The sequence below is a fragment of the Halomonas sp. M1 genome (genome assembly GCF_029581375.1).
Lineage (GTDB): Bacteria > Pseudomonadota > Gammaproteobacteria > Pseudomonadales > Halomonadaceae > Vreelandella.
The window spans coordinates 2,047,748-2,071,546 of sequence record NZ_CP121119.1; the positions used below are offsets into that span (position 1 = coordinate 2,047,748).

Annotated in this window: 18 protein-coding genes; 7 read left to right on the forward strand and 11 right to left on the reverse strand. The window is 54.9% G+C overall.

All coding sequences use genetic code 11. The features are described 5' to 3' along the window. Window positions 1-257 precede the first annotated feature (257 nt). On the forward strand, window positions 258-1,667 hold the full coding sequence (gene mapR, locus P8S54_RS09315; RefSeq protein WP_281441515.1) for a GntR family transcriptional regulator MpaR: 1,410 nt from the start codon (window positions 258-260) through the stop codon (window positions 1,665-1,667). A gap of 248 nt (window positions 1,668-1,915) precedes the next feature. Then, window positions 1,916-2,767, forward strand: coding sequence for a sensor domain-containing diguanylate cyclase (locus P8S54_RS09320; protein ID WP_281441516.1), 852 nt, complete (start codon window positions 1,916-1,918; stop codon window positions 2,765-2,767). A 74-nt stretch (window positions 2,768-2,841) separates the two neighbouring features. Here P8S54_RS09320 and P8S54_RS09325 read toward each other — a convergent pair whose 3' ends face one another. Then, window positions 2,842-4,638: an ABC transporter transmembrane domain-containing protein gene (locus P8S54_RS09325; RefSeq protein WP_281441517.1), complete on the reverse strand. Its 1,797-nt coding sequence runs from the start codon at window positions 4,636-4,638 to the stop codon at window positions 2,842-2,844. 419 nt (window positions 4,639-5,057) lie between these two features. Further along, window positions 5,058-6,380, reverse strand: a complete 1,323-nt coding sequence (locus P8S54_RS09330; protein ID WP_281441518.1) for an MFS transporter — start codon at window positions 6,378-6,380, stop codon at window positions 5,058-5,060. A gap of 278 nt (window positions 6,381-6,658) precedes the next feature. Here P8S54_RS09330 and P8S54_RS17230 point away from each other — a divergent pair, with 278 nt between their 5' ends. After that, window positions 6,659-7,276 carry a PAS domain-containing protein gene (locus P8S54_RS17230; protein WP_348651265.1) on the forward strand — a complete coding sequence of 206 codons (618 nt, stop codon included), beginning with the start codon at window positions 6,659-6,661 and terminating at the stop codon, window positions 7,274-7,276. A gap of 186 nt (window positions 7,277-7,462) precedes the next feature. Here P8S54_RS17230 and P8S54_RS09345 read toward each other — a convergent pair whose 3' ends face one another. Both P8S54_RS09345 and P8S54_RS09350 read right to left on the reverse strand, forming a co-directional pair. Next, window positions 7,463-7,669 carry a cold-shock protein gene (locus tag P8S54_RS09345; RefSeq protein WP_009099216.1) on the reverse strand — a complete coding sequence of 69 codons (207 nt, stop codon included), beginning with the start codon at window positions 7,667-7,669 and terminating at the stop codon, window positions 7,463-7,465. A gap of 284 nt (window positions 7,670-7,953) precedes the next feature. Then, on the reverse strand, window positions 7,954-9,321 hold the full coding sequence (locus P8S54_RS09350) for a VOC family protein (protein WP_281441519.1): 1,368 nt from the start codon (window positions 9,319-9,321) through the stop codon (window positions 7,954-7,956). Between the two features lie 201 nt (window positions 9,322-9,522). On the opposite strand from P8S54_RS09350, the gene P8S54_RS09355 reads away from it, so the two are divergent. Further along, window positions 9,523-10,407, forward strand: a complete 885-nt coding sequence (locus tag P8S54_RS09355) for a LysR substrate-binding domain-containing protein (RefSeq protein WP_281441520.1) — start codon at window positions 9,523-9,525, stop codon at window positions 10,405-10,407. Between the two features lie 76 nt (window positions 10,408-10,483). On the opposite strand, the gene P8S54_RS09360 is transcribed toward P8S54_RS09355, so the two are convergent. Next, complete coding sequence (locus P8S54_RS09360) at window positions 10,484-11,350, reverse strand: hypothetical protein (RefSeq protein WP_281441521.1); 867 nt, start codon at window positions 11,348-11,350, stop codon at window positions 10,484-10,486. A 171-nt stretch (window positions 11,351-11,521) separates the two neighbouring features. On the opposite strand from P8S54_RS09360, the gene uraD reads away from it, so the two are divergent. From uraD to aceF, 3 genes are all read left to right on the forward strand, one after another. Then, the gene (gene uraD / locus P8S54_RS09365) at window positions 11,522-12,055 is read left to right on the forward strand and encodes a 2-oxo-4-hydroxy-4-carboxy-5-ureidoimidazoline decarboxylase (protein WP_281441522.1); all 534 of its coding nucleotides are present in this window, start codon (window positions 11,522-11,524) and stop codon (window positions 12,053-12,055) included. A 131-nt stretch (window positions 12,056-12,186) separates the two neighbouring features. Beyond that, a complete protein-coding gene (gene aceE, locus P8S54_RS09370; RefSeq protein WP_281441523.1) occupies window positions 12,187-14,859 on the forward strand; it encodes a pyruvate dehydrogenase (acetyl-transferring), homodimeric type in 2,673 nt (890 codons plus the stop codon). A 57-nt stretch (window positions 14,860-14,916) separates the two neighbouring features. Beyond that, a complete protein-coding gene (aceF, locus tag P8S54_RS09375; RefSeq protein ID WP_281441524.1) occupies window positions 14,917-16,608 on the forward strand; it encodes a dihydrolipoyllysine-residue acetyltransferase in 1,692 nt (563 codons plus the stop codon). Window positions 16,609-16,745: 137 nt separating this feature from the next. Here aceF and eno read toward each other — a convergent pair whose 3' ends face one another. From eno to hyi, 6 genes are all read right to left on the reverse strand, one after another. Beyond that, complete coding sequence (gene eno, locus P8S54_RS09380; protein WP_009100533.1) at window positions 16,746-18,038, reverse strand: phosphopyruvate hydratase; 1,293 nt, start codon at window positions 18,036-18,038, stop codon at window positions 16,746-16,748. A 127-nt stretch (window positions 18,039-18,165) separates the two neighbouring features. Further along, window positions 18,166-18,933, reverse strand: coding sequence for a GntR family transcriptional regulator (locus P8S54_RS09385; protein ID WP_328287041.1), 768 nt, complete (start codon window positions 18,931-18,933; stop codon window positions 18,166-18,168). A gap of 55 nt (window positions 18,934-18,988) precedes the next feature. Continuing rightward, window positions 18,989-20,464, reverse strand: a complete 1,476-nt coding sequence (gene pyk, locus P8S54_RS09390) for a pyruvate kinase (protein ID WP_009100539.1) — start codon at window positions 20,462-20,464, stop codon at window positions 18,989-18,991. Then, a complete protein-coding gene (locus P8S54_RS09395) occupies window positions 20,461-21,789 on the reverse strand; it encodes a glycerate kinase (RefSeq protein WP_281441525.1) in 1,329 nt (442 codons plus the stop codon). The genes pyk and P8S54_RS09395 overlap by 4 nt, the downstream gene beginning before the upstream one ends. Window positions 21,790-21,966: 177 nt before the next feature. Beyond that, window positions 21,967-22,851 (reverse strand): 2-hydroxy-3-oxopropionate reductase, encoded by an 885-nt coding sequence (locus tag P8S54_RS09400; protein WP_281441526.1) that lies wholly within the window; start codon window positions 22,849-22,851, stop codon window positions 21,967-21,969. A 106-nt stretch (window positions 22,852-22,957) separates the two neighbouring features. Continuing rightward, the gene (gene hyi, locus P8S54_RS09405; protein WP_281441527.1) at window positions 22,958-23,734 is read right to left on the reverse strand and encodes a hydroxypyruvate isomerase; all 777 of its coding nucleotides are present in this window, start codon (window positions 23,732-23,734) and stop codon (window positions 22,958-22,960) included. Window positions 23,735-23,799 lie beyond the last annotated feature (65 nt).

The following is a 23,799-nucleotide window of genomic DNA, read 5'->3' on the forward strand; positions in this document are numbered from 1 at the left end:
AGGTCTAGACAGTCGAGGGGCGTCACCGATGATTAGCCACTACTATCCCCACTAAGCCGGATGACAAACAGGCGCAGTTTTAGAGAAATATTGCGGATCAGTTGAGGCATTCCCGCCTATAAACCTCCATCTGATATGCTTTTTATTGCCTGAGTTGAGCCTGTTTTAAATTTTTCAACTGCGTCACAGTGGTACTTCCCTACCGCAGAGCGTTACGCCGTGCTACCTAACACTGTGCTAAACAGACGGTTTATCCCATGAAACGCTACGAACAATTTGCCAATGAGATAGCCGCGCTAATTCGCCAGGGTGTCCTGGGCCCTGGGGAGCGCATTCCTTCCGTTCGTCAGGCCAGCCTCCATCATGGCATTAGTCCATCCACGGTGTTTCAGGCTTACTACTTACTTGAAAACCGCGGCCTCATCACCGCGCGGGCACGCTCAGGCTATTTTGTTCGTGAGCATGCCCGGCGCCTGCTGGGCGAACCACGTGTGACGTTGCAGCCCGCCGCCCCAGCGGACGTAAAAGTAAGTGAGCTAGTATTCTCAGTACTCGATTCGCTGCAAGACGACCAAACAGTGCCTTTTGGGTCCGCATTCCCCAGCCCTGAGCTGTTTCCGCTCTCTCGATTGAGCACTAGTATGTCCCGGGGGCTACGTGCTCTTTCGCCCCAGCAGGTGGTGGCCAATATGACAACGGGGCATATCGACCTCTGTCGACAAATTGCGCTGCGCTACATGCTGGGCGGTATTACGCTGCCTATGGAGGAGTTGGTTATTACCAACGGTGCAATGGAAGCGCTCAATCTAGCTCTACAGTGCGTAACCCAACCAGGCGATTTAGTAGCGGTTGAGTCCCCGGCTTTTTATGCCAGCCTGCAAGTCCTAGAACGGCTGAAATTGCGTGCGGTGGAAATTCCGGTTCATCCGCGGGAGGGCATCGACCTTGAGGTGTTAGCAGAGCGAATGGCGTCGCTACCTATCAAAGCCTGTTGGTTTATGAGCCATCTACAAAACCCGCTCGGTGCCAGCCTAAGTAATGAGCGAAAACAGACCCTTTACCAGCTGTTAAAACAGCACCAAGTCCCCATGTTAGAGGATGATGTGTATGCCGAGCTTTACTTTGGAAGCAAGCCCCCTACCCCAGTAAAAGCCTATGATGATGAGGGGCTGGTTATTCACTGCAACTCGTTCTCGAAGTGCTTGGCACCCGGCTACCGCGTTGGCTGGGTAGCCGGTGGCCGCTACGCCAAGGCCGTTGCTCGGCTGAAGCTAATGACAACCATCTCGCCTTCCGTGCCCGCCCAGGCAGCCATTGCCGATTATTTGCAGCACGGCGGTTATGATCGCCATTTACGTAAGCTTCGCCACGCTTTAGAAGCCCAACAAGGCAGCATGCTGGCAGCCGCAGATCGTTACTTCCCCACCCAAACGCGTATCACTCGCCCTGCTGGCGGCTACTTTTTGTGGGTAGAGCTTCCTGAGGCAGTAGATTCGCTGCGCTTATTTAACATGGCGCTCGATCATGGCGTTAGCTTAGCGCCCGGTCCGATTTTTTCAGCAACACAGCAGTTCCGGCACTGCGTACGATTAAGCTATGGCCACCCGTGGACCACACGCAGCGAACATGGCATGGAAACGCTAGGGCGGCTATTAACCCTGTTCTAAGCCCTGCGGTTACGTAGCTCTTTCAAGCGTGCTTCTCAACTGATACGGTCTTCATGTATTTGTGCTCCATGACGACTTTCATACCGTTCTCAGTTCATGATGGAGCTAGTGAGCTTAACCCGCTAATAGTCTTACTTTGTCTGGTCAACGTATTAGGGTTTGAACCATGGGTTATGATCTGTTTTCTCAAGATGCTTAGCGCTACTTGACGACTAGCCGCCATCGAACAATGTTCACCGGATTAGCCTATGCCCGTTGACCTGCAAGCACTCTACCCCAAGCTAGTTCACTTGATGCTGGACACGGTCTTCGTGGTTGATGGAGACAATCAGATTCTCTTTGTGAGTGACGCCTGCGAGTCGCTGCTTGGCTACCGTGCCGATGAGCTGGTCGGCACCTTAATCACCCGTTACATGCACCCTGAGGATCTCGCGCTCACCAAAGCGTCCATTGTGCGCGTCATGAGCGGCCAGCCTCACGTTGATTTCCGCAACCGCTACCTCCGCAAGGATGGCAGTACGGTGCACATTTTATGGTCTGCTCGCTGGTATGAAGACGAGGAAGTGCGTATCGGCGTTGCCCGGGACGTCACGGCCCTCGTACAAGCCGAAGATGAATTACGTTTTCTCGCGCATCACGACCCATTAACGAAGCTAATCAATCGGTCGCTCTTTTATGATCGATTAGTCTCCGGCTTGAGCACAGCCCGGCGTCACCAGAATAGCCTCGCGGTACTTTTCCTGGATGTGAATGACTTCAAAACGATAAACGACACCTATGGGCATGCCATAGGGGATGGGGTGCTCTGTACGGTGGCGCAACGACTAGAAAGTTGCCTACGCGAAACGGATACCGTCGCGCGGATGGGCGGCGACGAATTCACGGTACTGCTGACGGATATCCCATCGATGGAAGCCGTGACACACAAGATAGAGCAGATCCTCACCGTCTTGGCCGAGCCGCTGGGCGCAGAATTCGGTGGGATCAGCATGCCATCTTGCAGTATCGGTGTGGCGTGCTACCCCGCTGATGGGGACGATGCGGACACGCTCCTCAGGCATTCAGATAGCGCGATGTACACTGCCAAAAAGCGCCGGTAAAACGCCCATCGTGCTAGTGGGGCATCCCGTTGATAACCAGCAACAAAAGGGGCACTCCTGCCCCAGGACATCTGCTACGCAGGGGATGAAACCGACTCGGTTCCTGGCGGCGTTTCTGCGCCAAACTGTAACGCCGCCAGATGACGATACAGCGCGCTAGTCGTCATTAATTCAGCATGGGTGCCCAATGCTACAAGCCGCCCCTCTTTGAGTACCAGCAGGCGATCCGCGTTAATCACCGTGGCTAGCCGGTGGGCAATCACAATACTGGTGCGCCCCAGCATTAATCGATCTAGCGCCTGCTGGACAAGGCGCTCGCTCTCCGCATCCAACGCACTGGTCGCTTCATCAAGCAGCAGCACGGCCGGGTTTTTAAGCAGCGCGCGGGCAATCGCGAGCCGCTGGCGCTGCCCACCGGAAAGCTGCACGCAGCCCGGGCCAAGGGGCGTATTAAACCCTTGGGGAAGCGCGTTGATGAAGTCGATGGCGCTGGCATCCTCCGCCGCCGCACGAAGCCTTTCATCACTTGCCTCAGGGCAACCGTAGCGGAGGTTCTCCGCCACCGAGCCACTAAACAGCACGGGTTCTTGAGCCACTAACCCCAGGGCGCTGCGCAAGGTGGCAGTATCTAACCTACGAATATCAACGCCATCCAACGTGACGCGCCCCTGGTCGGGGTCGTAAAAGCGAAGCAGTAGCCCCAGCAGAGTACTTTTGCCCGCGCCGGAGGGCCCGACAATGGCCACGCGCTCTCCGGCCTGAATGTCCAGGTCAAAGCCGCTAAGGGCCGGTGTTTCCCGCCCGGGGTACGTGAAGTGAATATTTTCTAAGGCGATCTCACCGCGCGTGGGGGTTGGCAATGCCACTGCGTTGGCTGGGGACCGTATGGTGGGCTGGGTGTCCAGCAGTTCCAGCAGCCGCTCTGCCGCCCCCGCAGCGCGCTGCACATCACCCGCCACCTCAGCCAAGGTAGCTACCGCACCCGCCGCCAGCAGCGCGTAAAATATAAATGCCGATAGCTCACCAGCACTCATTGTTCCGGCCAATACCGCCTGCCCACCTTGCCAAAGCATTAAGCCAACGCCGCTGAACACCACCAACATTGCAACGCCGGTTAGCCAGGCGCGCTGTTGAGTGCGTGCCACCGCGCTACTAAATGCCTGCTCAACACGCTGACCATAGCGGGCTTTATCAACGGCTTCATGGTTAAACGCCTGGAGTGTTTGGAGGCCACTGAGTGCCTCTTCAGCATAGCGACCAAGCTCCGCCACGCGGTCTTGGCTAGTGCGCGAAAGCCGTCGCACGCGGCGGCCATACCACACAATAGGCAGTAGCGTGGCGGGAATACCCACAAGCACCATTGCCGAAAGCCACGGCTGGGTCATCAGCATGAGCGCCACCGCACCCACCAGCATGACCAGATTACGCAACGCCAGCGAAATGGATGAACCAAACAAGCTTTGCAGCACGCTGGTGTCAGCGGTAAGCCGCGACGCAATTTCCCCCGCTGCACGGCCATCACTGGCACTCTCGAAAAAGCTCGGCTCCAGGCTAAGCAAATGATCAAAAACACGCTGGCGAAGATCTGCGGCCAAGCGCTCCCCAATCCAGGTCACTTGGTAGTAGCGCAGCGCTGATGCCATCGCCAATAGCGCCACCACGCCTAACATTAGCCCCAGCGTTTTGGCCAGTGCGCGTGAGTCTGCTGCCATAAAGCCATTGTCAATCACCAAGCGCAGCCCATTGCCTAACAACAGTACGCTGCCCGAGGCGAACAGTAACGCCATGCCTGCCAAGGCAAGACGCAAGCGATAAGGGCGCAGGAGTCCTAATAACCGAAGCAACACACGGCGGTTGGGGTACTGGCTCATAAGGGCAAAGGCTCGGTAATAAGAAGCGGCTTTTGACCATAGCAGGCAACAGGGTGGCATGCAGCCGACGATTGCGCTGGAGCGCGCTTTTGTCACTGCTGGGTTACGAGACCAAGGGGTGCTAAAGTGAATGAAAGTGCTTCTATCAAGGTAAGCAATCGCACCAACTTTTGACCGTGCAGCCCCCTTTAAACCCGCCCGCTATAAAGGCCAAAATTATGACAGCCCCCATAAAACCAACGCCTCCTTCACCCACGCCCCTGCGGCTGCCCTGCCGTGGCTGCTTAGCCGACTGTGCAAATTATGCGACCTGTGAAGGCAAGCCATGGCGGAAAACGGCGATAAAACCCTGACGTCACCAGAGCTGCCGATTTGGCTTCAATAGTTCCTTCGACCGCACAACGTGAATCAGAAGCGCCTTAGGACGCGCTGGCCTCTTGGTCAACGGGTTCCTCAAGGGGGTCGCCATTTTCATCCAGCAGTTGGTGATCGTACGCAGCCTGGAGGCCCGTCTCTTCAGCAACCGGCTGCTCCTCTTGCTCTTGGGGTGATTCTTCTTCCGCAGCTTCTTCTATCAAGTCCGCCCAGTAATCAATATGGCCTGGGTAAGCGGGCGATATAATCGCTATCACGATACCCACTACCGCGAATACTGAGAACGCATAAGCGTAACCAAAGCCATCTACCAGTAAACCGACCACAGGGGAACCTGCCGCTTGCCCCAGCGCACAGGCCATAAAAGGCAACACCGGCCCCATGGCAAGCCGCCCCGGCAATAGCCGAATGCCCGTCATCAGATAAAGCCCGGTTAAGCTCATGTAAGCAAGGCCAAACACCATGGCCGCAAACATCGCCAAGGCTAAATAACTTGGGCTAGCCGCCAGCAACACTAAGCTTGAAGAGAGCATCATCAGCATTAATGCTTGCGTAATAGGTGGGTTATTGCGGTCAGCCAAATCACTCACGACGGCACCCCCAAGCCCAGCAAGCCCCACGGCAAACCAGAGCCAACCCGTTTGGTTTGGCGGCAAAGCGCCAAGAGTAACGGCCAAATCGGGGGCAAAAAGCCAGTATGGTGCCGCCACAAAGCCCATAGCAAAGGCGAACAGTGAAAGCCGGATAAGGCGCGACCACTGCAGTCGCGTAATCGGCGGTGGCGGTGCAGCATTCGCTGGCACAATTCGAGAGACCGAGGGAATAAAGTACCATGCGGCAACAACCCCCAAGCCCGCTAACACGGCAAAGCTTGAGTAGGTAAAACGCCAGGCATCCGCCAGGAAGACGACGGTAGGCACTGCGACGATAATGCCAACACTGGTGCCTGCGTTCATGATTGAGCTGACACGGCCATGCATCGTTCGGCTCACCAACGCCTGCATAGCAGCGGTCAGTGCGGGCATCATCAACCCCGTGCAGATGCCGCAGATGAACACACCCACACCGAGCGACAACGCACTGGTTGACTGGCTTATGACAACAAGCCCTGCCACCCCAATGCCACCAGAAAGTACCGCCAAGTTACGCGCACCAAACCGGTCTGCAGCCAGTGGGGCAACCAGCGTGGCCAGCACAAAACTAATGAACGGCAGTGCCCCAATAATGCCCACCAAGTACGCGGTCAGGTCCAGTTCAGCGCTAATGGAAGGCACAAACAAACCAAACGCAAAGCGCGCAAGCCCATAGCTAATCGCGACCAGGGCTGCCCCAAAAAAAGCAAACCCCATATTAGACATAGTCTTCATACTGGGTCCTCCACGGCCGTGTGCTGCCTGCACCACTCAGCGCCATCTTCTCAATGACACCCTTCACAAGCAATGCAGGAAATTCGCTAAATTATTCCTCCTTCAAACTGCTAAAAAGAAGTACCTAAGTATTAATAGTTCAAGCCCACAACGAGTCGGTTAACCCACTTGATCAACCGGTTAAAATCTAGACAGCTTCACACTACGCTGGACTACAACCCCCAACGGCGGCACAGTGCAATAGTTACGCCCCACACAAGAGAAAAGGTCACCGTCGAATGTCTGAGCACGACAATGTGTATGAAAGTATCGCTACGCGTATGAACGGCTTCTTATATCGCTGTCGAAACGACGAACACTACACAATGCTGAACCTGACGGGCCGGGTAAAAGACCTGACTGGGTATACGGTTGAGGATTTGCTAAACAATCGCCACCAATCCTATGTAGAGCTAATTCATCCTGATGACGCTGCGGCGCTTGACCAGGCTATCGAAAAAGCCATTGATGCCAAACAAAACTGGCAAGCCGACTATCGATTAAAAAATAAAGACGGCAGCCTGCGCTGGGTAAGTGAGTATGGCGGCGCAGTTACAGATGAAAACGGCACCGTTATCTATTTGGAAGGTGTGGTCACCGATATCCAGGCACGGCGTCAAAACGAGGAACGGCTTGCGACAATTAGCCGTGGAATCGCCTCAGAAACCGAACAAATTGTACATACGTTAAAAATGCTGCGCTTATTGAGCATTAACGCCGGCATAGAGGCTGCGCGTGCTGGCGAGGCTGGTAAAGGGTTTGCTGTAGTAGCTGATAACGTGCGAAAACTTGCTGACGACACAGGCAGCTCCGCCAAAAACATATCTAAGCTGATGAATGAATTAGATAACAGGTAGGTAGAGCGAAATGCCTCTCTTACAGCGCCTATCACTATTTAAAGCCATTGGTTTATTAAATAATAAAAACACACTTAATAACCGAGATTGAAAGTCTAACCAAAAAGGCAATAACGCAAAAACCCCGCACTTGGCGGGGTTTTAAGCTTACCGATCTAGTCGGTAGCTAATATCGTGATATGGGGTTTATTCCATAACCTTGATATTAGAAGCCTGAAGGCCTTTTTGGCCCTGGGTGACGTCAAAAGAGACCTTTTGACCGTCTTGCAGGGATTTAAAGCCATCTGCTTGAATTTCGGAGAAGTGTGCGAACAAATCGTCGCCGCTAACTTCAGGAGAAATAAAGCCGAAGCCTTTAGTGTCGTTAAACCACTTTACGGTACCAGTTGCCATGATCGAAATCCTCGATTTAGCGAAATTAATGCCGGGGAAATACCCGAGTTACAGAGGGTAGAACAAGAAACTTTCACCAGGCTCAACGCTAAAATGCTTCGATACTGCTGACAACGTTCGACTTGCTAACCAACTACAGGCAGTCTGCGCTTCTATATCACTCGCGTCAACAGCAAATACATAAATGTTTTTATACGCTAGATAATTATATTAATTTCCAGGCATTAACCCATGAATTAAAACAATAAATACAGCACATCCTTATGCTGTACGTTAATCACAAACTACGTATTAGCTTTTAAACGTGCCAATACGTTCTCTTTAGACATATTTTCACGTTCAGCATAGAGTGCCAATTCATCGGTCACCTGGGCGCCCAACGCTTCTTCAAAGGCTTCGCGGTTAGCGTTGGCTGCGTAGGCGTCATTTTGTGCACCGCCCAAGTTAGACTGGAAAATGCCGGCGGCGCTCACCGGTAGAAAGTCCTCATAGGTGATGGGCTGTGCTTCCACCAAACCTTGTTCTACCAGCGCATCCATATTTTTCTCAACGCTGCCGTTAAAGGCTCGGCCAGTATCGGTCAGGTGATAGTGAAAATAGGCCAGCTGCTGGTGCCGAATCGCCTCGTCATTATCAGGAAATTCAGCAAACACCTTATTCATTACCGCCTGGTGGTCGTCGTTACCCAGGCCTGCGGTTTGTTTTCGTCCTTCATTAAGTAGACGGTCATAAAGGGCACGACCCTTCGGTGTTAGCGCCATACCACGCTGCTCAATTTCACCAAAGCGTGCTGTGTGAGTCCCCTGCGTATCGCCAGCAAAGCGGATAGACTCCTCAAGCGCTTTAAAACTAGTTTGGCGGAGCAGAATTGAGCTCTCACGACGCGGAGGCCCCTCAATCACCGCTTTAGGATTCATACCCATTTCCGGCATACGGCGCTGAACTTCATCAATGTCTAAGGTGCGCGGCGTGAGATGGTTAATATGCGGCCCCTTAAAGCACACCACATCGGCAATCAGGCGGTGCTCATCGTGTAGTGCTTGGTACGTGTCTAGATCTACCGTGGCATCTTGGTGCCAACGGAAAGTTTCAAGCGCTTCCTTAACGAACTGATCCGCCTCTTCACTGGTTAACCCGCCCTGGCTTTCATAGCGCTCAATTAGCTCGCGCACCGTAGGGGTAAAAATATCCCGCTTCGCCAAAATGGCTGCTGCGCGCTGGCGCAGTGCTTCGCTTTCGATAAGCTCTAAACGCAGTAGCGAGGTAAAAACACGGAAAGGATTCCGCGCCAAAGCGTCATCTTCGATAGGCCGGAAAGCGGTTGAATGAACCGGCACCCCCGCTTCAGAAAGATCGTAATAGCCCACCGGATACATGCCCATCACGGCAAACAGGCGGCGCAGCATGGAAAGCTCCTCGACGGTTCCCACGCGAATGGCCCCGTGGCGTTCTACGCTCAAACGAGCCAACTCACCCTGCGCTTCCAGGCGGCGTTGCAGCTCAGGCTGTTGGCTAAGGGTTTCTTGGTTAACCCGCTCGACAAGTTCAAGAAGCGTACCGTACTGCGGCACTTCGGCTTGATACATGGCCGACATAGCTTTAGAGAAACGGTCGCGAACATCATTGGTTGAAAGAAGGTCTGTTTGGGTCATGTTATGGCTCTCAATGTCCGTTTAATACACTTATCAAAACAAGTACACGTGACGGATCACAAACGAAAAAAATAGCCGAATGCATGCCTAACAGGAATGTATACTCAACATTTGAGATATAAGCACTGCTCGTTACTGCTCCACTCCTCGCCGGGGTGGTGAAACATCAAGACAGTGCATAAATCAGCAGGAGCATTTTGTTTGGCATCTCGTAACCTTCCCTCAACGGCGGCAATGCAGTGCTTTGAAGCCGCGGCACGGCATATGAGTTTCACTCGTGCAGCCGATGAACTGAGCCTCACACAAAGTGCGGTGAGCAAGCAGGTCGCTCATCTTGAAACACTGCTGCAGCACAAGCTTTTTCGTCGCGTAAGGCGAAGCTTGCTGCTGACGCCTGAAGGCGCCATCTTTCTTAGCGATGTTCGCAAAGTGCTCACTCAAATTGAGATGTCGGCCCACACCATTATGACCTTTAGCGGGAATAGTGAGGTGTTGAAAATTGCGACGCTGCCAAGTTTTGGCAGCCGCTGGTTAGCCGATAAATTGCCCGCTTTTTTAGCCACTAACCCCGGCATTAGCTTGGAGTTTCATGACCGGGTAAAAGACTTTGATCTTGAGCAGCAAAATATCGACATCGCCTTTTTTTACGGTCATGGCAGTTGGCCTAGCCTTGCCTGCCATAAATTATTCGATGAAGAAATGGTGGCGGTTGCCGCCCCTGCGCTGCTGGCTCAACACCCCGTTCACACGGTGGATGACTTAGCACAGCTACCGTTACTCCACCTTTCCACCCGCCCGGATGCTTGGCATCACTGGTTTGCGGGCCAAAAAATTACCACGGATCGCAGCTATCACGGTACACGCTTTGAGACGTTTACCATGCTGGTGCGAACCTCCATGGCGGGCGGCGGCGTTGCATTAGTGCCCCGCTTTATAGTCGATGAAGAGCTCGCCGCCGAACGGCTAACGCTTGCTTGGCCGCATAAAAGGCTCAGTGAGAGCGCTTATTACCTGGTGTATCCCGAACACTTAGGAGAACTAGCAAAGGTAAGGCGTTTTGTAGACCATATAATGCAGGCGTGTTGATCGTTTAAACGTAACGCTGGGGGCCTAAAGCCCCCAGCGACGTGATACCCATAACGTTATGCGTCGTGCTGAATAATCAGAAATGCCACTCTAGATTAAACGTCATGGCATCAGTATCTACACCGGGCTTGTCGTGGTTGCCAAATTTATTACGCCAATACTCATAGCCAACACCTGCCCATAGAGAGTTTTCCGCCCCCCATGCAACCTGCCCTACATCCAGCATTAGTGAGGTGCGCATTAACTGCTCAGGTTTGGTCGAGTCACCAAAGTAGTCGTCACCTTTCGCACCGTTGTAGCTATAGAAGCCTTGAAATTTTAGCGGTAACGCAGCGGCTTCAAACGGTAGCCCCCAAGCCAAATTGATTTGGTAATAAGGATCAAAGGAGATGCTGTTCTGGTTTTCCGGTAGCCCACAGGGCGGTAGACCACAATGGTTCCACTCACGGCTATAGAACAGGCTTAGGTCGACAAAGCCACGCGGTACGTCAAACTTAAACGTTGGCCCAACCAGCAGTTGGCGCTTACGCGGCGCAAAGCCGGTGTTTTTGGTGTTTAGGTCAAACCCAAAGGTCAGCGCCATATCCCTCACTGGCCCGAACGCGAGCGGTTCATCAAATACCCCCCCGGCATGAAGTTGATGACGGTAGGCCAGGTACGCTTCTGTTGCCCCTGAATCACTGTTATTGGCAGGGTCGTCACTGCTGGATTGAAGAACATCTAAATTGAAAAAGTTTTGGCCTAGTGAATAACCACTTACATGGGTGAACTGGAGAATATGCTTCTCCACATTCTCGGGGTTATTAGGCTCCGTAAACTGTGTTCCATAGCGATACCCCACAAACGTATCGCTCCATGTCGCCGCATGGGCACCTGCCGACATACCGCCAAGAAGCGTGACCACGGATACATACTTAGCCACTGCACGGTTTCTCTTCAACATGCGAAAACCTCGTTTGTTTGATTTTGTTTTTAGACGCATTTTTCAACGCCGCGAATGCTTCTGCTGGCGTGAACAACCGTTTTTTTTGCGATAACGGCATTACTTAGAGTACATTTAGCTATATTTCTTGTATACAATAAGAAAGACAAAAACATACAACTGGAGCATACGATGCCGCACACTTTAAACGCCGCCCGTCCTAGCAGCCTCGGTTTAGAAGCCTTTCTTGCCCACTACGGTGATATCTTTGAACACTCGCCATGGGTAGCAGAAACTGCCTGGAAACAGGGCCTTACCACCCAGCATGATGATGCCGACGTATTGGCAGACACTATGGGAGCAGTGCTTCGCAACGCAGCTATCGATGAACAAATTGCCGTTATCCGCGCTCACCCTGACCTCGCAGGAAAAGCCGCTTTGGCCGGCGAGTTAACTCAGGACTCCACCCGTGAACAAGCAGGTGCCGGGCTAGACCAGTGTTCGACTGAAGAGTTTGAGCGCTTCCAACGGATGAATCAGGCTTACCAAGATAAGTTTGGCTTTCCCTTCGTCATTGCCGTTAAAGGGCTTGATCGCCACGCCATTCTCGCTGCGTTCGAAACGCGTCTTGAAAACGACGCAGCGACTGAACGTCAAACCGCCATTGACCAAATCATTCAAATAGCGCGCTTTCGCCTGCACGTGCGTGCTGAGATGGCAGAGTAAGTTTTCATACACTCAATTTTTCAAATACTTACTACTCGCACGCTTAGCATGACTGCTTTTCCCACAGCCTGAACGGAGACCACCCTTCAGGCTGTGAGGCTTACCCTTTATCGTCATTCGGAGAGACCTCTATGAGTCTGGAGACAAGAGAAGATCTCGATACAGTCGAAACCACGGAGTGGCTGGACTCCTTGGAATCAGTACTGGATCGTGAGGGCGAAGATCGTGCCCGTTACCTGATGACCCGCCTGGCGGATCGCCTGCGCCGGGATGGGATGAAGGTACCCTTCTCGGTGACGACCCCGCACCGCAATACGATTCCGGTTCACCGCGAAGCACCGATGCCTGGCGATTTGTTCATGGAGCGTCGTATCCGCTCTTTGATTCGCTACAACGCCATTGCCCAGGTCATCCGCAACAACCGCGCTAACCCAGGCTTGGGCGGGCACATCGCCAGCTTTATGTCATCGGCAACGTTATACGACGTGGGCTTTAACCACTTCTTCCGCGCCCCCAAAGGCGATTTTGAAGGCGACCTGATTTACATCCAGGGTCACGTCGCGCCGGGTATCTACGCGCGCTCTTACCTGGAAGGGCGCCTGTCGGAAGAGCAGATGGACAAGTTCCGCCGCGAAGTCGATGGCGATGGTCTCTCGTCCTATCCGCACCCGTGGCTGATGCCGGACTACTGGCAGTTCCCCACCGTCTCCATGGGCCTTGGCCCCATTCAGGCGATCTACCAAGCCCACGTGATGAAGTACCTGCATCACCGTGAGCTGAAAGACATGCACGACCGCAAGATCTGGTGCTTCATGGGCGACGGCGAGTGCGACGAGCCGGAATCTCTGGGCGCGATCTCGTTGGCGGGCCGTGAGAACCTCGACAACCTGATCTTCGTGATCAACTGTAACCTGCAGCGCCTGGACGGCCCGGTTCGCGGTAATTCCCGCGTGATGGACGAGTTCGAAGGCGTGTTCCGCGGCGCCGGTTGGAACGTGATCAAGGTGGTCTGGGGCCGTCACTGGGACCCGCTGTTCGAGAAGGACAAAAAGGGCGTCCTGCAAAAACGCATGGACGAAGCGGTCGACGGCGAGTACCAGAACTACAAGGCCAACGGCGGCTCTTACACCCGTGAGAACTTCTTCGGTAAGTACCCCGAAACCGAAGAAATGGTTAAAGACCTCTCCGATGAGGATATCTGGAAGCTCAACCGTGGTGGCCACGACCCGTTCAAGGTCTACGCGGCCTACCATGAAGCGGTTAACCAGGCCAACGGCAAGCCCACGGTCATTCTGGCGCACACCGTAAAAGGCTACGGCATGGGCAGCGGCGACGGCGAAGCCGCCAACGAGTCCCACCAGGTTAAGAGCATGGAGTACGAAGCGCTGCGCACCTTCCGCGACCGCTTCGGCATTCCGCTCACCGACGAACAGCTTAAAGACGTGCCCTACTACAAGCCGGAAGACGACTCTCCCGAGCTCAAGTACATGCACCTGCAACGCGAGCGTCTCAACGGCTACCTGCCGAGCCGCCGCAGCGACTTTGAGGCGCTGGAGATCCCCAGCTTGGAAGACAAGACATTTGCTTCCCAGATGGGCGGCTCCAAAGGCCGTGAAGTCTCCACTACCATGGCGTTTGTGCGCATTCTCAATGGTCTAGTGAAAGACAAGCAGCTTGGCAAGAACGTGGTGCCGATTATTCCTGACGAAGCGCGCACCTTCGGCATGGAAGGCATGTTCCGTCAGTTAGGTATCTACACCTCGGAAGGTCAGAAGTACGAGCCGGTCGATAAAGGCCAGATCATGTACTACCGCGAGGACCAGAAAGGTCAGGTTCTCGAAGAAGGGATTTCAGAAGCCGGTGCCATGTCGGCGTGGATTGCGGCCGCCACTTCTTATAGCAACAACAACGTCACCCTGCTGCCGTTCTACATCTACTACTCGATGTTCGGCTTCCAGCGGATTGGTGATTTGGCCTGGGCCGCCGGCGACCTGCAGGCGCGTGGCTTTATGGTCGGTGGCACTGCCGGGCGCACCACGCTCAACGGTGAAGGCCTGCAGCACCAGGATGGTCACAGCCTGATTCAGGCATCGACCATCCCCAACTGCCGCAGCTACGACCCGACCTATGCTCATGAAGTGGCGGTTATCGTTCAGGATGGTCTGAAGCGCATGTTCACGGATAAAGAGAACTGCTTCTACTACCTGACGGTGATGAACGAAAACTACGAGCACCCCGCACTGGAAAACGTACCCGCCGACGATATCGTCAAAGGTATGTACCTGCTCAAAGAAACCCAGGGTGACAAAGGTCGCGTTCAACTGCTGGGCTCCGGCACCATCCTTCGCGAAGTCGAAGCGGCCGCCGAGCTTCTGGCCAACGACTGGGGCATTGGTGCTGACATTTGGAGCGTCACCAGCTTTAACGAGCTGCGCCGCGAAGCGCTGCTGCTGGAGCGCGAAGCCTTCTTGAACCCCGATGACGAGGCCGCCAAGCCCCACGTCACGAAGTGCCTGGAAGGCCGCGATGGCCCGGTGATTGCCTCCACCGACTACATGAAGCTGTATGCGGATCAAGTGCGTGCCTGGGTACCCAGCGACTACACCGTACTGGGAACCGATGGCTTTGGTCGTTCGGATACCCGCGAGAAGCTGCGTTACTTCTTCGAAGTTGACCGCTACTTCGTCACCGTGGCCGCACTGAAGGCGCTGGCCGATCGGGGCGAGCTAGACCGCAAGCACGTCGGCAAGGCGCTGAAGAAGTACGGCATCGATGCCAACAAGCCCAACCCACTGACCAGCTAAACCGCAGCCCGGCGGGCAGACGCCCGTCGGCTCGACCGATTTGGAAGGAGCGCGACCTTGAGTAGCGAAATCATCAAAGTTCCCGATATCGGTGGGGATACCGATGTCGAAATCATCGAGATTGCGGTGTCAGAAGGCGACGTCATTGAAGCGGAAGACACCCTGATCACTCTGGAATCCGACAAAGCCAGCATGGATGTACCGGCCCCGAAAGGCGGCAAGGTGCTTAAAGTGCTGGTCAAAGAAGGCGATACCGTCTCCGAAGGCGACGACATCGTTGAGCTGGAAGTCGAAGGCGGCGGTGAGAGCGATGCCGAGCCGGAAGCTGCCGCTGAAAAAAGCCAGCCTGAAGCGCCTGCCAAGCAGCCAGAAGCGGCCCCTGCGCCGAAGAAAGCCAGCGGCGGCAAGCAAACCGTGGATATCAAAGTCCCGGACCTGGGTGGCTCTGACAACGTCGAGATCATCGAAGTTGCCGTAGGCGCAGGCGATGAAGTAAGTGCAGAAGATACGCTGATTACGCTAGAGTCCGACAAAGCCTCTATGGACGTGCCGAGTCCTTACAGCGGCAAGATCGTGACCTTCACCGTCAAAGAGGGCGACACGGTATCTGAAGGCGACGTCATCGGCCAAATGGAAATTGCCGGTGAAGACGATGCCGACGACAACGCGCCCGCCCAAGCAGACACACCTGCTGCGGCCAGCGAGCCTGCGGAAGAAACGGCCACGGCACCGCACACAACGCCGCCTGTGACAGAAACCCGAGCAGCGTCACCCGTTGGAACGCCCAGCCCTGAAGCGCAAATGGCGTCTCACAAGCCTCGCGATGGCAAGCTGGTTCATGCTGGCCCTGCGGTGCGTATGCTGGCCCGCGAGCTAAGCGTTGACCTTGGTTTTGTTACACCTACTGGCCCAAGAGGGCGCGTACTCAAAGAGGACGTGCAGGCCTACGTGAAGCAAGCGATTGCTAACCAAGGCAACGCGTCGGCAGCAGCTCCAGCAGCCACCGGCGGCGCGGGCATTCCCGCCGTTCCAGAGGTCGACTTCAGCCAGTTTGGCGACGTGGAAGAGAAGCCGATGGGTCGCTTGCTGAAAGCGGGCGCTACCAACCTGCACCGCAGCTGGCTCAATGTGCCACACGTCACCCAGTTTGATGAAGCCGACATTACCGAGCTTGAAGCCTTCCGCAAAGCCATGAAGGCGGAAGTAGAAGCCCAAGGTGCCAAGCTAACGCCGCTGCCGTTTATGGTCAAAGCCTGTGCTTTTGCACTGCGTAAGTTCCCCCAGTTTAACGTCAGCTTGAAGGGTGACGGTGAAACCCTGGTGTGGAAAAACTACGTGCATATCGGTATTGCGGTGGATACGCCGGACGGCCTGATGGTGCCGGTAGTGCGCAACGCCGATCAAAAATCCTTGGTTGAGATTGCCAAGGAAATGGCGGAGCTAGGCAAGAAAGCGCAAACCAAGAAGCTTAAGCGTGATGACATGACCGGTGGCTGCTTCACTATTTCGAGCCTGGGCTCGATTGGTGGCACAGCATTTACGCCGATTGTTAATGCGCCGGAAGTAGCCATCTTAGGCGTGTCGAAAGCGCAGATGAAACCGGTCTGGGATGGCAGCACCTTCCAGCCGCGTTTAATGATGCCGCTGTCGCTCTCCTACGATCACCGGGCCATTAACGGTGCGGATGCGGCGCGCTTTACCGCCTTCCTAGCGGATGTGTTAACCGACATTCGGCGGTTGTTGTTATAACAGTTGCTATAACAGTTGTTGTAACAGATGCTGTAACAGCGTTCATAACGCACAAAAACACTAACGGCGCCTATAGGCGCCGTTAGTGTTTTAACATTAGTATTCAAACGTAAGGGTTTAAACAACTCAACGTTACGTTACTGGCGTTTGATCGCTTTTATACCAGGGTACGTAACCTGCCCTTCAAGCTCAGCTTCAATCACCAGCAAGCGGTTGTACTTAGCCACTCGGTCGGAACGGCAAAGCGAGCCGGTTTTAATTTGCCCGGCACAGGTGCCTACGGCCAGGTCAGCAATAGTGGTGTCTTCGGTTTCCCCGGAGCGGTGTGAAATCACGGCGGTAAAACCAGCCTCCTGCGCCATGCGAATAGCATCCAGTGTTTCACTCAGCGAGCCGATCTGGTTGAACTTGATCAAGATCGAATTGCCAATTTGCTCATCAATACCGTGTTTAAGCAGCTTGGTGTTCGTCACGAACAGATCATCGCCGACTAATTGAACACGATCGCCCAGCTTATCCGTCAGTGCTTTCCAAGCCGGCCAGTCAGACTCGTGCATCCCATCCTCAATCGAAACGATGGGGTAGTCATCGCATAGGCGAGCAAGATAGTCGATGAAACCAGCGGCATCGTACGACGCTCCTTCCCCAGCCAACACGTACTGGCCATCTTTGTAGAATTCGCTAGAAGCGCAGTCCAGCGCCAGGGTCACATCGCGCCCCAGGGTGTAGCCAGCGTCTTCTACCGCTTGCTTGATGACTGCCAGGGCCTCGGCGTTGGATGCAAGATTAGGGGCAAAGCCACCTTCGTCGCCCACCGAAGTGGAGAAACCGCGAGTAGAAAGCACGTGCTTCAAAGTATGGAAGATTTCCGCCCCCATACGCAGCCCTTCACGGAAACTTGTCGCACCTACTGGCTGCACCATGAACTCCTGAATATCCACATTGTTGTCGGCATGTTCGCCGCCATTCAAGATATTCATCATCGGCACAGGCATCAGGAACTGCCCGGGCTGACCATAGAGCTCAGCGATATGCGCATACAGCGGCATTTGCTTCGCTTGCGCGGCCGCTTTAGCCGCGGCCAGTGAGACCGCCAGGATCGCGTTAGCGCCCAGCTTCGCTTTATTCGTCGTACCATCCAGCGCCACCATGGCGTTATCAAGGCTGCGCTGATCGCCTGCATCTGCGCCTAGCAGGCAGTCACGAATCGGGCCGTTAATCGCCTCGACGGCTTTGAGCACCCCCTTTCCCAGGTAGCGTGCCTTGTCGCCGTCGCGCAACTCCAAAGCCTCACCTGAACCGGTCGACGCGCCGCTAGGCGCAAAGGCCTCGCCGACGATGCCGTTTTCCAAGCTGACTTGCGCCATGACAGTGGGGTTGCCGCGAGAATCCAATACTTCCAGTGCTGATACGTTAACAATGTTGAGCATTACGTGCCTTACTTGTTGTTATTTCATTAAATACAGTGCGTTATTAACGCATGGCGTCAATAAGCCTAACGTCAAACCTGGAGAGTCGTTAATCATAGGTCGCTAAAAAGTGGCGACAAGGTAGGGGTTAAGCCTGCACTAATTTGCCACCCAAAATAGCCTTTAAGTCGGTCTCTGCTCCTCGTGGGGAGAGGTCCAACAGGGCTTCTAAACTGTGCAAGTGGTCATGCACGCACTGCCTGGCCCCTTCAGCATCACCCTTAGCCAAATGCACCATTAGCGTTGCATGGTCGCCTTCTAAGTAGCACGAAGCCAACGTTGGCCGCTTGTATAAAGCGATCACAATAGACGTGCGTAAAATCAGGTCGGTGAGCATAGTGCCGAGAATGCGATTGGAAGCGTGCTCAGCCAGCAGATGGTGAATGGTTAGCGAATGTTCAATGCGCGCTGGCTCGTCTTGTCTGGCATAGGCCTGCTGTTCATCCTCCACTTGCGCGTTCAGTGTCGCCAAAGTGTCGGTGCCAAGCTTCCCAGCCAGCAGGGCCACTATCTCACCCTCAATTAACCGACGCGCTGAAAACGTCTCCCGCGTCTCTTCAACAGTGGGCGCACGCACACGCGCCACTTGATTAGGGCGTTGATTGATAACGTGCTCTGCCGCCAGCCGTGTGAGCGCCTTGCGCACGACCGAGCGGCTGACGCCGAACACTTCGCCCAGGGTGATTTCTGGCAATTTAGTATTCGGCGGCAGGCGCTGCATCAGTACCGCGTTACGGATATGCTCAACGATCGTTTGATCGTTATACCCACCTCGTTTGGAAGTGTTCAAAGGTTGTTTGTGCCAGCCGAGGCTCATGTTGCCTATCTCCAGGTGATCCTCATTCAACGTTCGCATTGTTACCTCGGCCACTATACCAGCACACTGTTTTAGCTTCCTAAAAACGCGTTTCTTAGCCGCGCTGGTGCTTAGCTTTTACATCCAAAATCTTCAGGGTATTTGTGCCGCCATGGGCATTCATGTGGTCACCACGCGTAAGAATAACGTGGTCATCCGGCGCCGCGATTCCGTGGGCCACCAGTACCTCCAGCGCCCGGTCGTTAAGCTCTTCCGCCTTCATCTCGCTGGTATCAAATGCTAACGAGACAACGCCACGGTATAGCGCCATACGCCGCTGGGCAATCTCGCTATGCGCCAGGCCTACGATGGGCAGCCCAGAGTGGATGCGCGAGGCAATCAGTGCCGTGAAACCACTCGACGTCATACAGGCAATGGCAGCCACGCCTTCCAGATGATTGGCGGCATACATGGCAGAGAGCGCCACGGTTTCGTCGATTTTTGAGAACCCCTGGTGAATGCGGTGACCTGACTCTTGGGCACTACGCTCGCGCTCGGCTCCCAAACATACTCGGTTCATGGCTTCAATGGTTTCGACAGGGAAATCACCCGCGGCCGTTTCAGCCGAGAGCATCACCGCGTCGGTGCCGTCCAGCACCGCATTCGCCACATCAAACACCTCTGCCCGAGTGGGCAGCGGTGAGCTGATCATGGTCTCCATCATCTGGGTAGCGGTAATCACGGCACGGTTAAGGCTGCGTGCGCGCTTGATTAAGCGTTTTTGTACGCCAATCAGCTGTGCATCGCCAATCTCTACCCCTAGGTCGCCCCGCGCCACCATCACAGCTTCAGACGCGCTGATAATGCCGTCTAAAGTGGCATCATCAGCCACCGCTTCAGCACGCTCGACCTTGGCGATCAGGCCAATTTCCTTGCCTGCCTCGCCCAGCAGTTCACGCGCTTCCTGCATATCTGCGGCACTGCGTGGAAAAGAGACTGCTAAATAGTCCACGCCAATCTCAATGGCGGTCTTGAGATCTTCTTTATCCTTGTCGGTGAGGGCAGCTGCCGATAACCCGCCGCCCTGCTTGTTAATGCCTTTATTGTTGGAAAGCTTGCCGCCGACAATCACGCGGGTGTGGACTTCTTTACCCCGAATGGCGCTAACCTCGAGCACCAGACGGCCATCGTCTAGCAGCAGGCGATCACCGACACTGACATCATCCGCCAGCGTCTTATAGTCACAGCCAACCCGGGTGGCATCCCCTGCCTCGCCATCCAATAGCATGTCGAGTACGAAGGTTTGTCCTTCTTCAAGTATCACGGCACCATCTTTGAAGCGCGCGATACGAATTTTGGGGCCTTGCAAATCGGCAAGCGCAGCGACGCTTTTGCCTAAGCGCTGGGCAATCTCACGTACTTCACTTAGGCGACGACGGTGGTCATCCGCCGACCCATGGGAGAAATTGAGCCGAACAACATCCACGCCTGCCCGCAACATCGCTTCCAATACGCCTTGACGGTCGCTAGCGGGGCCTAACGTAGCCACAATTTTTGTGCGGCGAATGGGGGTATACGCGGTAGGTTTCATGGCTGCCTCGGGAGAATAAGAATGGCTCGAAAATCATTGACGTTCGTGCGGGTTGGCCCAGTCACGATCAGGTCGTCAAGCGCATCGAAAAAGCTGTAGGCATCATTGCGAGCCAGGTAGTCCCGCGCTGACAGCTGTAAAGACTCGGCGCGTTTCCAGCACTCAGGGCCGATTAACGCACCGGCGTTATCCTCCGACCCGTCAATGCCATCGGTGTCGATGGCCAGAGCGTAAATGCCCTCTGCGCCTTTGAGGCTATCGAACAGCCCCAGTAGATACTCGACGTTACGCCCACCACGCCCGTCGCCTTTTACGGTAACGCTGGTCTCGCCACCGGAGAGCACCAACAAGGGGCGGGTAATTTCATCTTGCAGCTTGAACGCCATGCGCGCTTGAGCGGTGCCTAAATCACGCGCCTCGCCCTCTAAATCATCGCCCAATACACGAACATCTATGCCGTCTTCTCCGGCGCCCACTTCCGCGCTGCGCCGGGCAGCATCAAGCGCATCATAGGCGCGGGCGAGGATGATGTGTTGGTCGCGGGCAAACTCAGGGCTATTGGGTTGTGGCGCGTTGTGGTCGGCCAGCAGGTGCTCGCGCACGTTAGCGGGCACGTCGATCTGGTGGCGCTCAAGAATTGTTAGCGCATCACGTGGCGTGGAGTTATCAGGCAGCGTAGGGCCAGAGGCAATTAACGACGCTTCATCGCCCGGCACATCCGAAATAAGGTACGTCACTACGCGGGCGGGGTGTGCACAGGCCGCTAAACGGCCGCCTTTAATCGCGGATAGATGACGACGCACCGTATTAATTTCACGAATCGTCGCACCGCAGCGCAGCAGCGTTTTGTTAAGGGCTTGCTTATCTTTCAGGCTAATCCCCTCAGCAGGCAGCGACATAAGCGCAGAACCACCACCGGAAATTAACGCAATGACCAGGTCATTTTCACCCAGGTCTTTGACCGCTTCCAACATACGTTTTGCGGCCTGCTCACCCAGTGCATCGGGCATGGGGTGAGACGCTTCCAGTACTTCAATGTGTTGGCAAGCGGCACCGTGCTGATAGCGGGTAACCACCAAGCCTTCCAAGTCAGTTGACTCACCAGAGGACTGCGACGCCCATGCCAGCTCCAACGCACGCGCCATCGCTGCGGCGGCCTTACCAGCACCCACAACAACGGTGCGGCCAGTCGGCTTTTCAGGTAATTGGTCGGGTAGCAGGCTGTCGGGATGAACCGCAGCGATCGCCTTTTCGGCTAAACGCATCAGCCACTGGCGTGAGTCTTCTTCACTGGTAAAAGGGGCTAAGCGAAAAGGGGCATTCATCGGCAGACTCCTCAGGCAAGAGCCAGGGCAAAGAAGAAAAATAAGGGGAAAAAGCCGGTGGCAGCGAAATGGCAAAAAGGGGGAACTGCCACCGGATAAAAACCAATGTCTCACATGCAATTACAGCGGTGGGCCATGAACCAAAACCCACCGTTACTCACTAACGCCGATTAAGAGTTACTCGCCCACCTCGTGATCTGCCAATTTTTCCAGCGCACGTAGAATGCCCGCGTGATCCCAGTCCGCGCCGCCGTTAGCAGCGCACGCTTGGAATAGCTGCTGCGCATTGGCGGTACCTGGCAGAGAAAGGTTCAGGCTACGAGCGCCTTCCAGTGCGAGGTTAAGGTCTTTCTGATGCAGGCGAATCCGGAAGCCCGGATCAAAGGTACGCTTGATCATGCGCTCGCCATGGACATCAAGAATCTTCGACTGAGCAAGGCCGCCCAGCAGCGATTCACGCACTTTAACCACATCAGCACCGGCTTTAGAGGCGAATAGCAGCCCTTCAGCAACGGCTTCGATGGTCAGTGCCACTACGATCTGGTTGGCGACTTTACAGGTCTGACCTGCACCGTGACCGCCAATGTGGGTAATCGTCTTGCCAACCACTTCAAGCAGCGGTGTCGCACGCTTAAAGCCTTCATCGGTCGCGCCGACCATAATAGTGAGCGCAGCATTAATGGCACCACCTTCACCACCAGATACCGGGGCATCTACATACTCACCGCCCGCGTCGGTAATACGCTTGGCAAACGCCTGAGTCTGCATCGGCGCGATGGAGCTCATGTCGATCACCAACGTGCCCGGCTTGAGACCTTCAATGACGCCGTCTTCACCGAACAGCACGGTTTCAACGTCAGAGGTGTCTGGCACCATGGTGATAATCACATCAGCAGCCTGGGCAACCTCTTTGGGGCTGGCTACTTCTTGCATGCCTTTTTCCGCAAGGCCTGCATCCAGCGTACCGCGCTTCACGGTCACCAAGGAGTGGCCCGCGTCAAGCAGGTGGCCAGCCATCGGGCGACCCATAATGCCTAAACCAATAAAACCGATCTTGCTCATGATGTTGCTCCTTCCAATTAATTCACCAAACGTGGGTTCAGCACACACGGGGCAGTACTCACCCGTTTGCCGTTAGCCCGCTTGGAACCTATAGATGCGGTTGGCCTTAACGTGCGCTATCCAACCAGCCCAGCCCTTGCGTCGTTCCCGCTTTGGGCTTGTATTCGCAGCCAATCCAGCCGTCGTAACCCAGGCGCTCAAGGTGCGCAAAAAGGAAGGGATAATTGATTTCGCCGGTACCCGGCTCATGACGCCCTGGGTTATCCGCCAACTGCACGTGGGCAATACGCGCTAGATGCTTTTCGATGGTGGGGGCTAGATCCCCTTCCATGATTTGCATGTGGTAGATGTCGTATTGCAGTTTCAGGTTGTCGCTGCCCACTTCATCAAACAGGGCCAGGGCCTGCTCCGTGCGATTGAGGAAAAACCCCGGAATATCGCGGGTGTTAATCGGCTCTGCGATCAGCAGGATGCCCGCCGCTTTAAGCTTTTCAGCCGCAAAGCGCAGGTTCTCAACCACCGTTTTGTGGGCTTCGTCGTCACTGACGCCGTCCGGCTTAATACCCACCAAACAGTTGACTTGGGTGTTACCCAGCACCTTCGCGTACTCAATGGCCTTATCTACACCGGCGCGAAACTCCTCAACGCGGTTTGGGTGGCAGGCAATACCCCGCTCCCCGGCACCCCAGTCGCCTGCGGGCAGGTTGAAGAGCACCTGGCTCAGGCCATTAGCGTCCAGGCGCTGTTTGATGTCCGCTGCCGGGTAATCATAGGGAAAAAGGTATTCGACACCCTTGAAGCCAGCGTCGGCAGCGGCTTTAAAACGATCGAGGAAGTCCACTTCGGTGAACAACATGCTGAGATTTGCAGCAAACTTGGACATGCAGGTCTCCTTACTTGTTATGCAGGACTAGCGAACGGGAGGGGCGATAAACCCTGGCGTTGAGC

What these genes read in the sequence shown, in the direction of transcription:
- mapR (WP_281441515.1), top strand. Translation starts at nt 258, where the DNA reads ATGAAACGCTACGAACAATTTGCCAATGAGATAGCCGCGCTAATTCGC.
- P8S54_RS09320 (WP_281441516.1), top strand. Translation starts at nt 1,916, where the DNA reads ATGCCCGTTGACCTGCAAGCACTCTACCCCAAGCTAGTTCACTTGATG.
- P8S54_RS09325 (WP_281441517.1), bottom strand. Translation starts at nt 4,638, where the DNA reads ATGAGCCAGTACCCCAACCGCCGTGTGTTGCTTCGGTTATTAGGACTC.
- P8S54_RS09330 (WP_281441518.1), bottom strand. Translation starts at nt 6,380, where the DNA reads ATGAAGACTATGTCTAATATGGGGTTTGCTTTTTTTGGGGCAGCCCTG.
- P8S54_RS17230 (WP_348651265.1), top strand. Translation starts at nt 6,659, where the DNA reads ATGTCTGAGCACGACAATGTGTATGAAAGTATCGCTACGCGTATGAAC.
- P8S54_RS09345 (WP_009099216.1), bottom strand. Translation starts at nt 7,669, where the DNA reads ATGGCAACTGGTACCGTAAAGTGGTTTAACGACACTAAAGGCTTCGGC.
- P8S54_RS09350 (WP_281441519.1), bottom strand. Translation starts at nt 9,321, where the DNA reads ATGACCCAAACAGACCTTCTTTCAACCAATGATGTTCGCGACCGTTTC.
- P8S54_RS09360 (WP_281441521.1), bottom strand. Translation starts at nt 11,350, where the DNA reads ATGTTGAAGAGAAACCGTGCAGTGGCTAAGTATGTATCCGTGGTCACG.
- uraD (WP_281441522.1), top strand. Translation starts at nt 11,522, where the DNA reads ATGCCGCACACTTTAAACGCCGCCCGTCCTAGCAGCCTCGGTTTAGAA.
- aceE (WP_281441523.1), top strand. Translation starts at nt 12,187, where the DNA reads ATGAGTCTGGAGACAAGAGAAGATCTCGATACAGTCGAAACCACGGAG.
- eno (WP_009100533.1), bottom strand. Translation starts at nt 18,038, where the DNA reads ATGCTCAACATTGTTAACGTATCAGCACTGGAAGTATTGGATTCTCGC.
- P8S54_RS09385 (WP_328287041.1), bottom strand. Translation starts at nt 18,933, where the DNA reads ATGCGAACGTTGAATGAGGATCACCTGGAGATAGGCAACATGAGCCTC.
- pyk (WP_009100539.1), bottom strand. Translation starts at nt 20,464, where the DNA reads ATGAAACCTACCGCGTATACCCCCATTCGCCGCACAAAAATTGTGGCT.
- P8S54_RS09395 (WP_281441525.1), bottom strand. Translation starts at nt 21,789, where the DNA reads ATGAATGCCCCTTTTCGCTTAGCCCCTTTTACCAGTGAAGAAGACTCA.
- P8S54_RS09400 (WP_281441526.1), bottom strand. Translation starts at nt 22,851, where the DNA reads ATGAGCAAGATCGGTTTTATTGGTTTAGGCATTATGGGTCGCCCGATG.
- hyi (WP_281441527.1), bottom strand. Translation starts at nt 23,734, where the DNA reads ATGTCCAAGTTTGCTGCAAATCTCAGCATGTTGTTCACCGAAGTGGAC.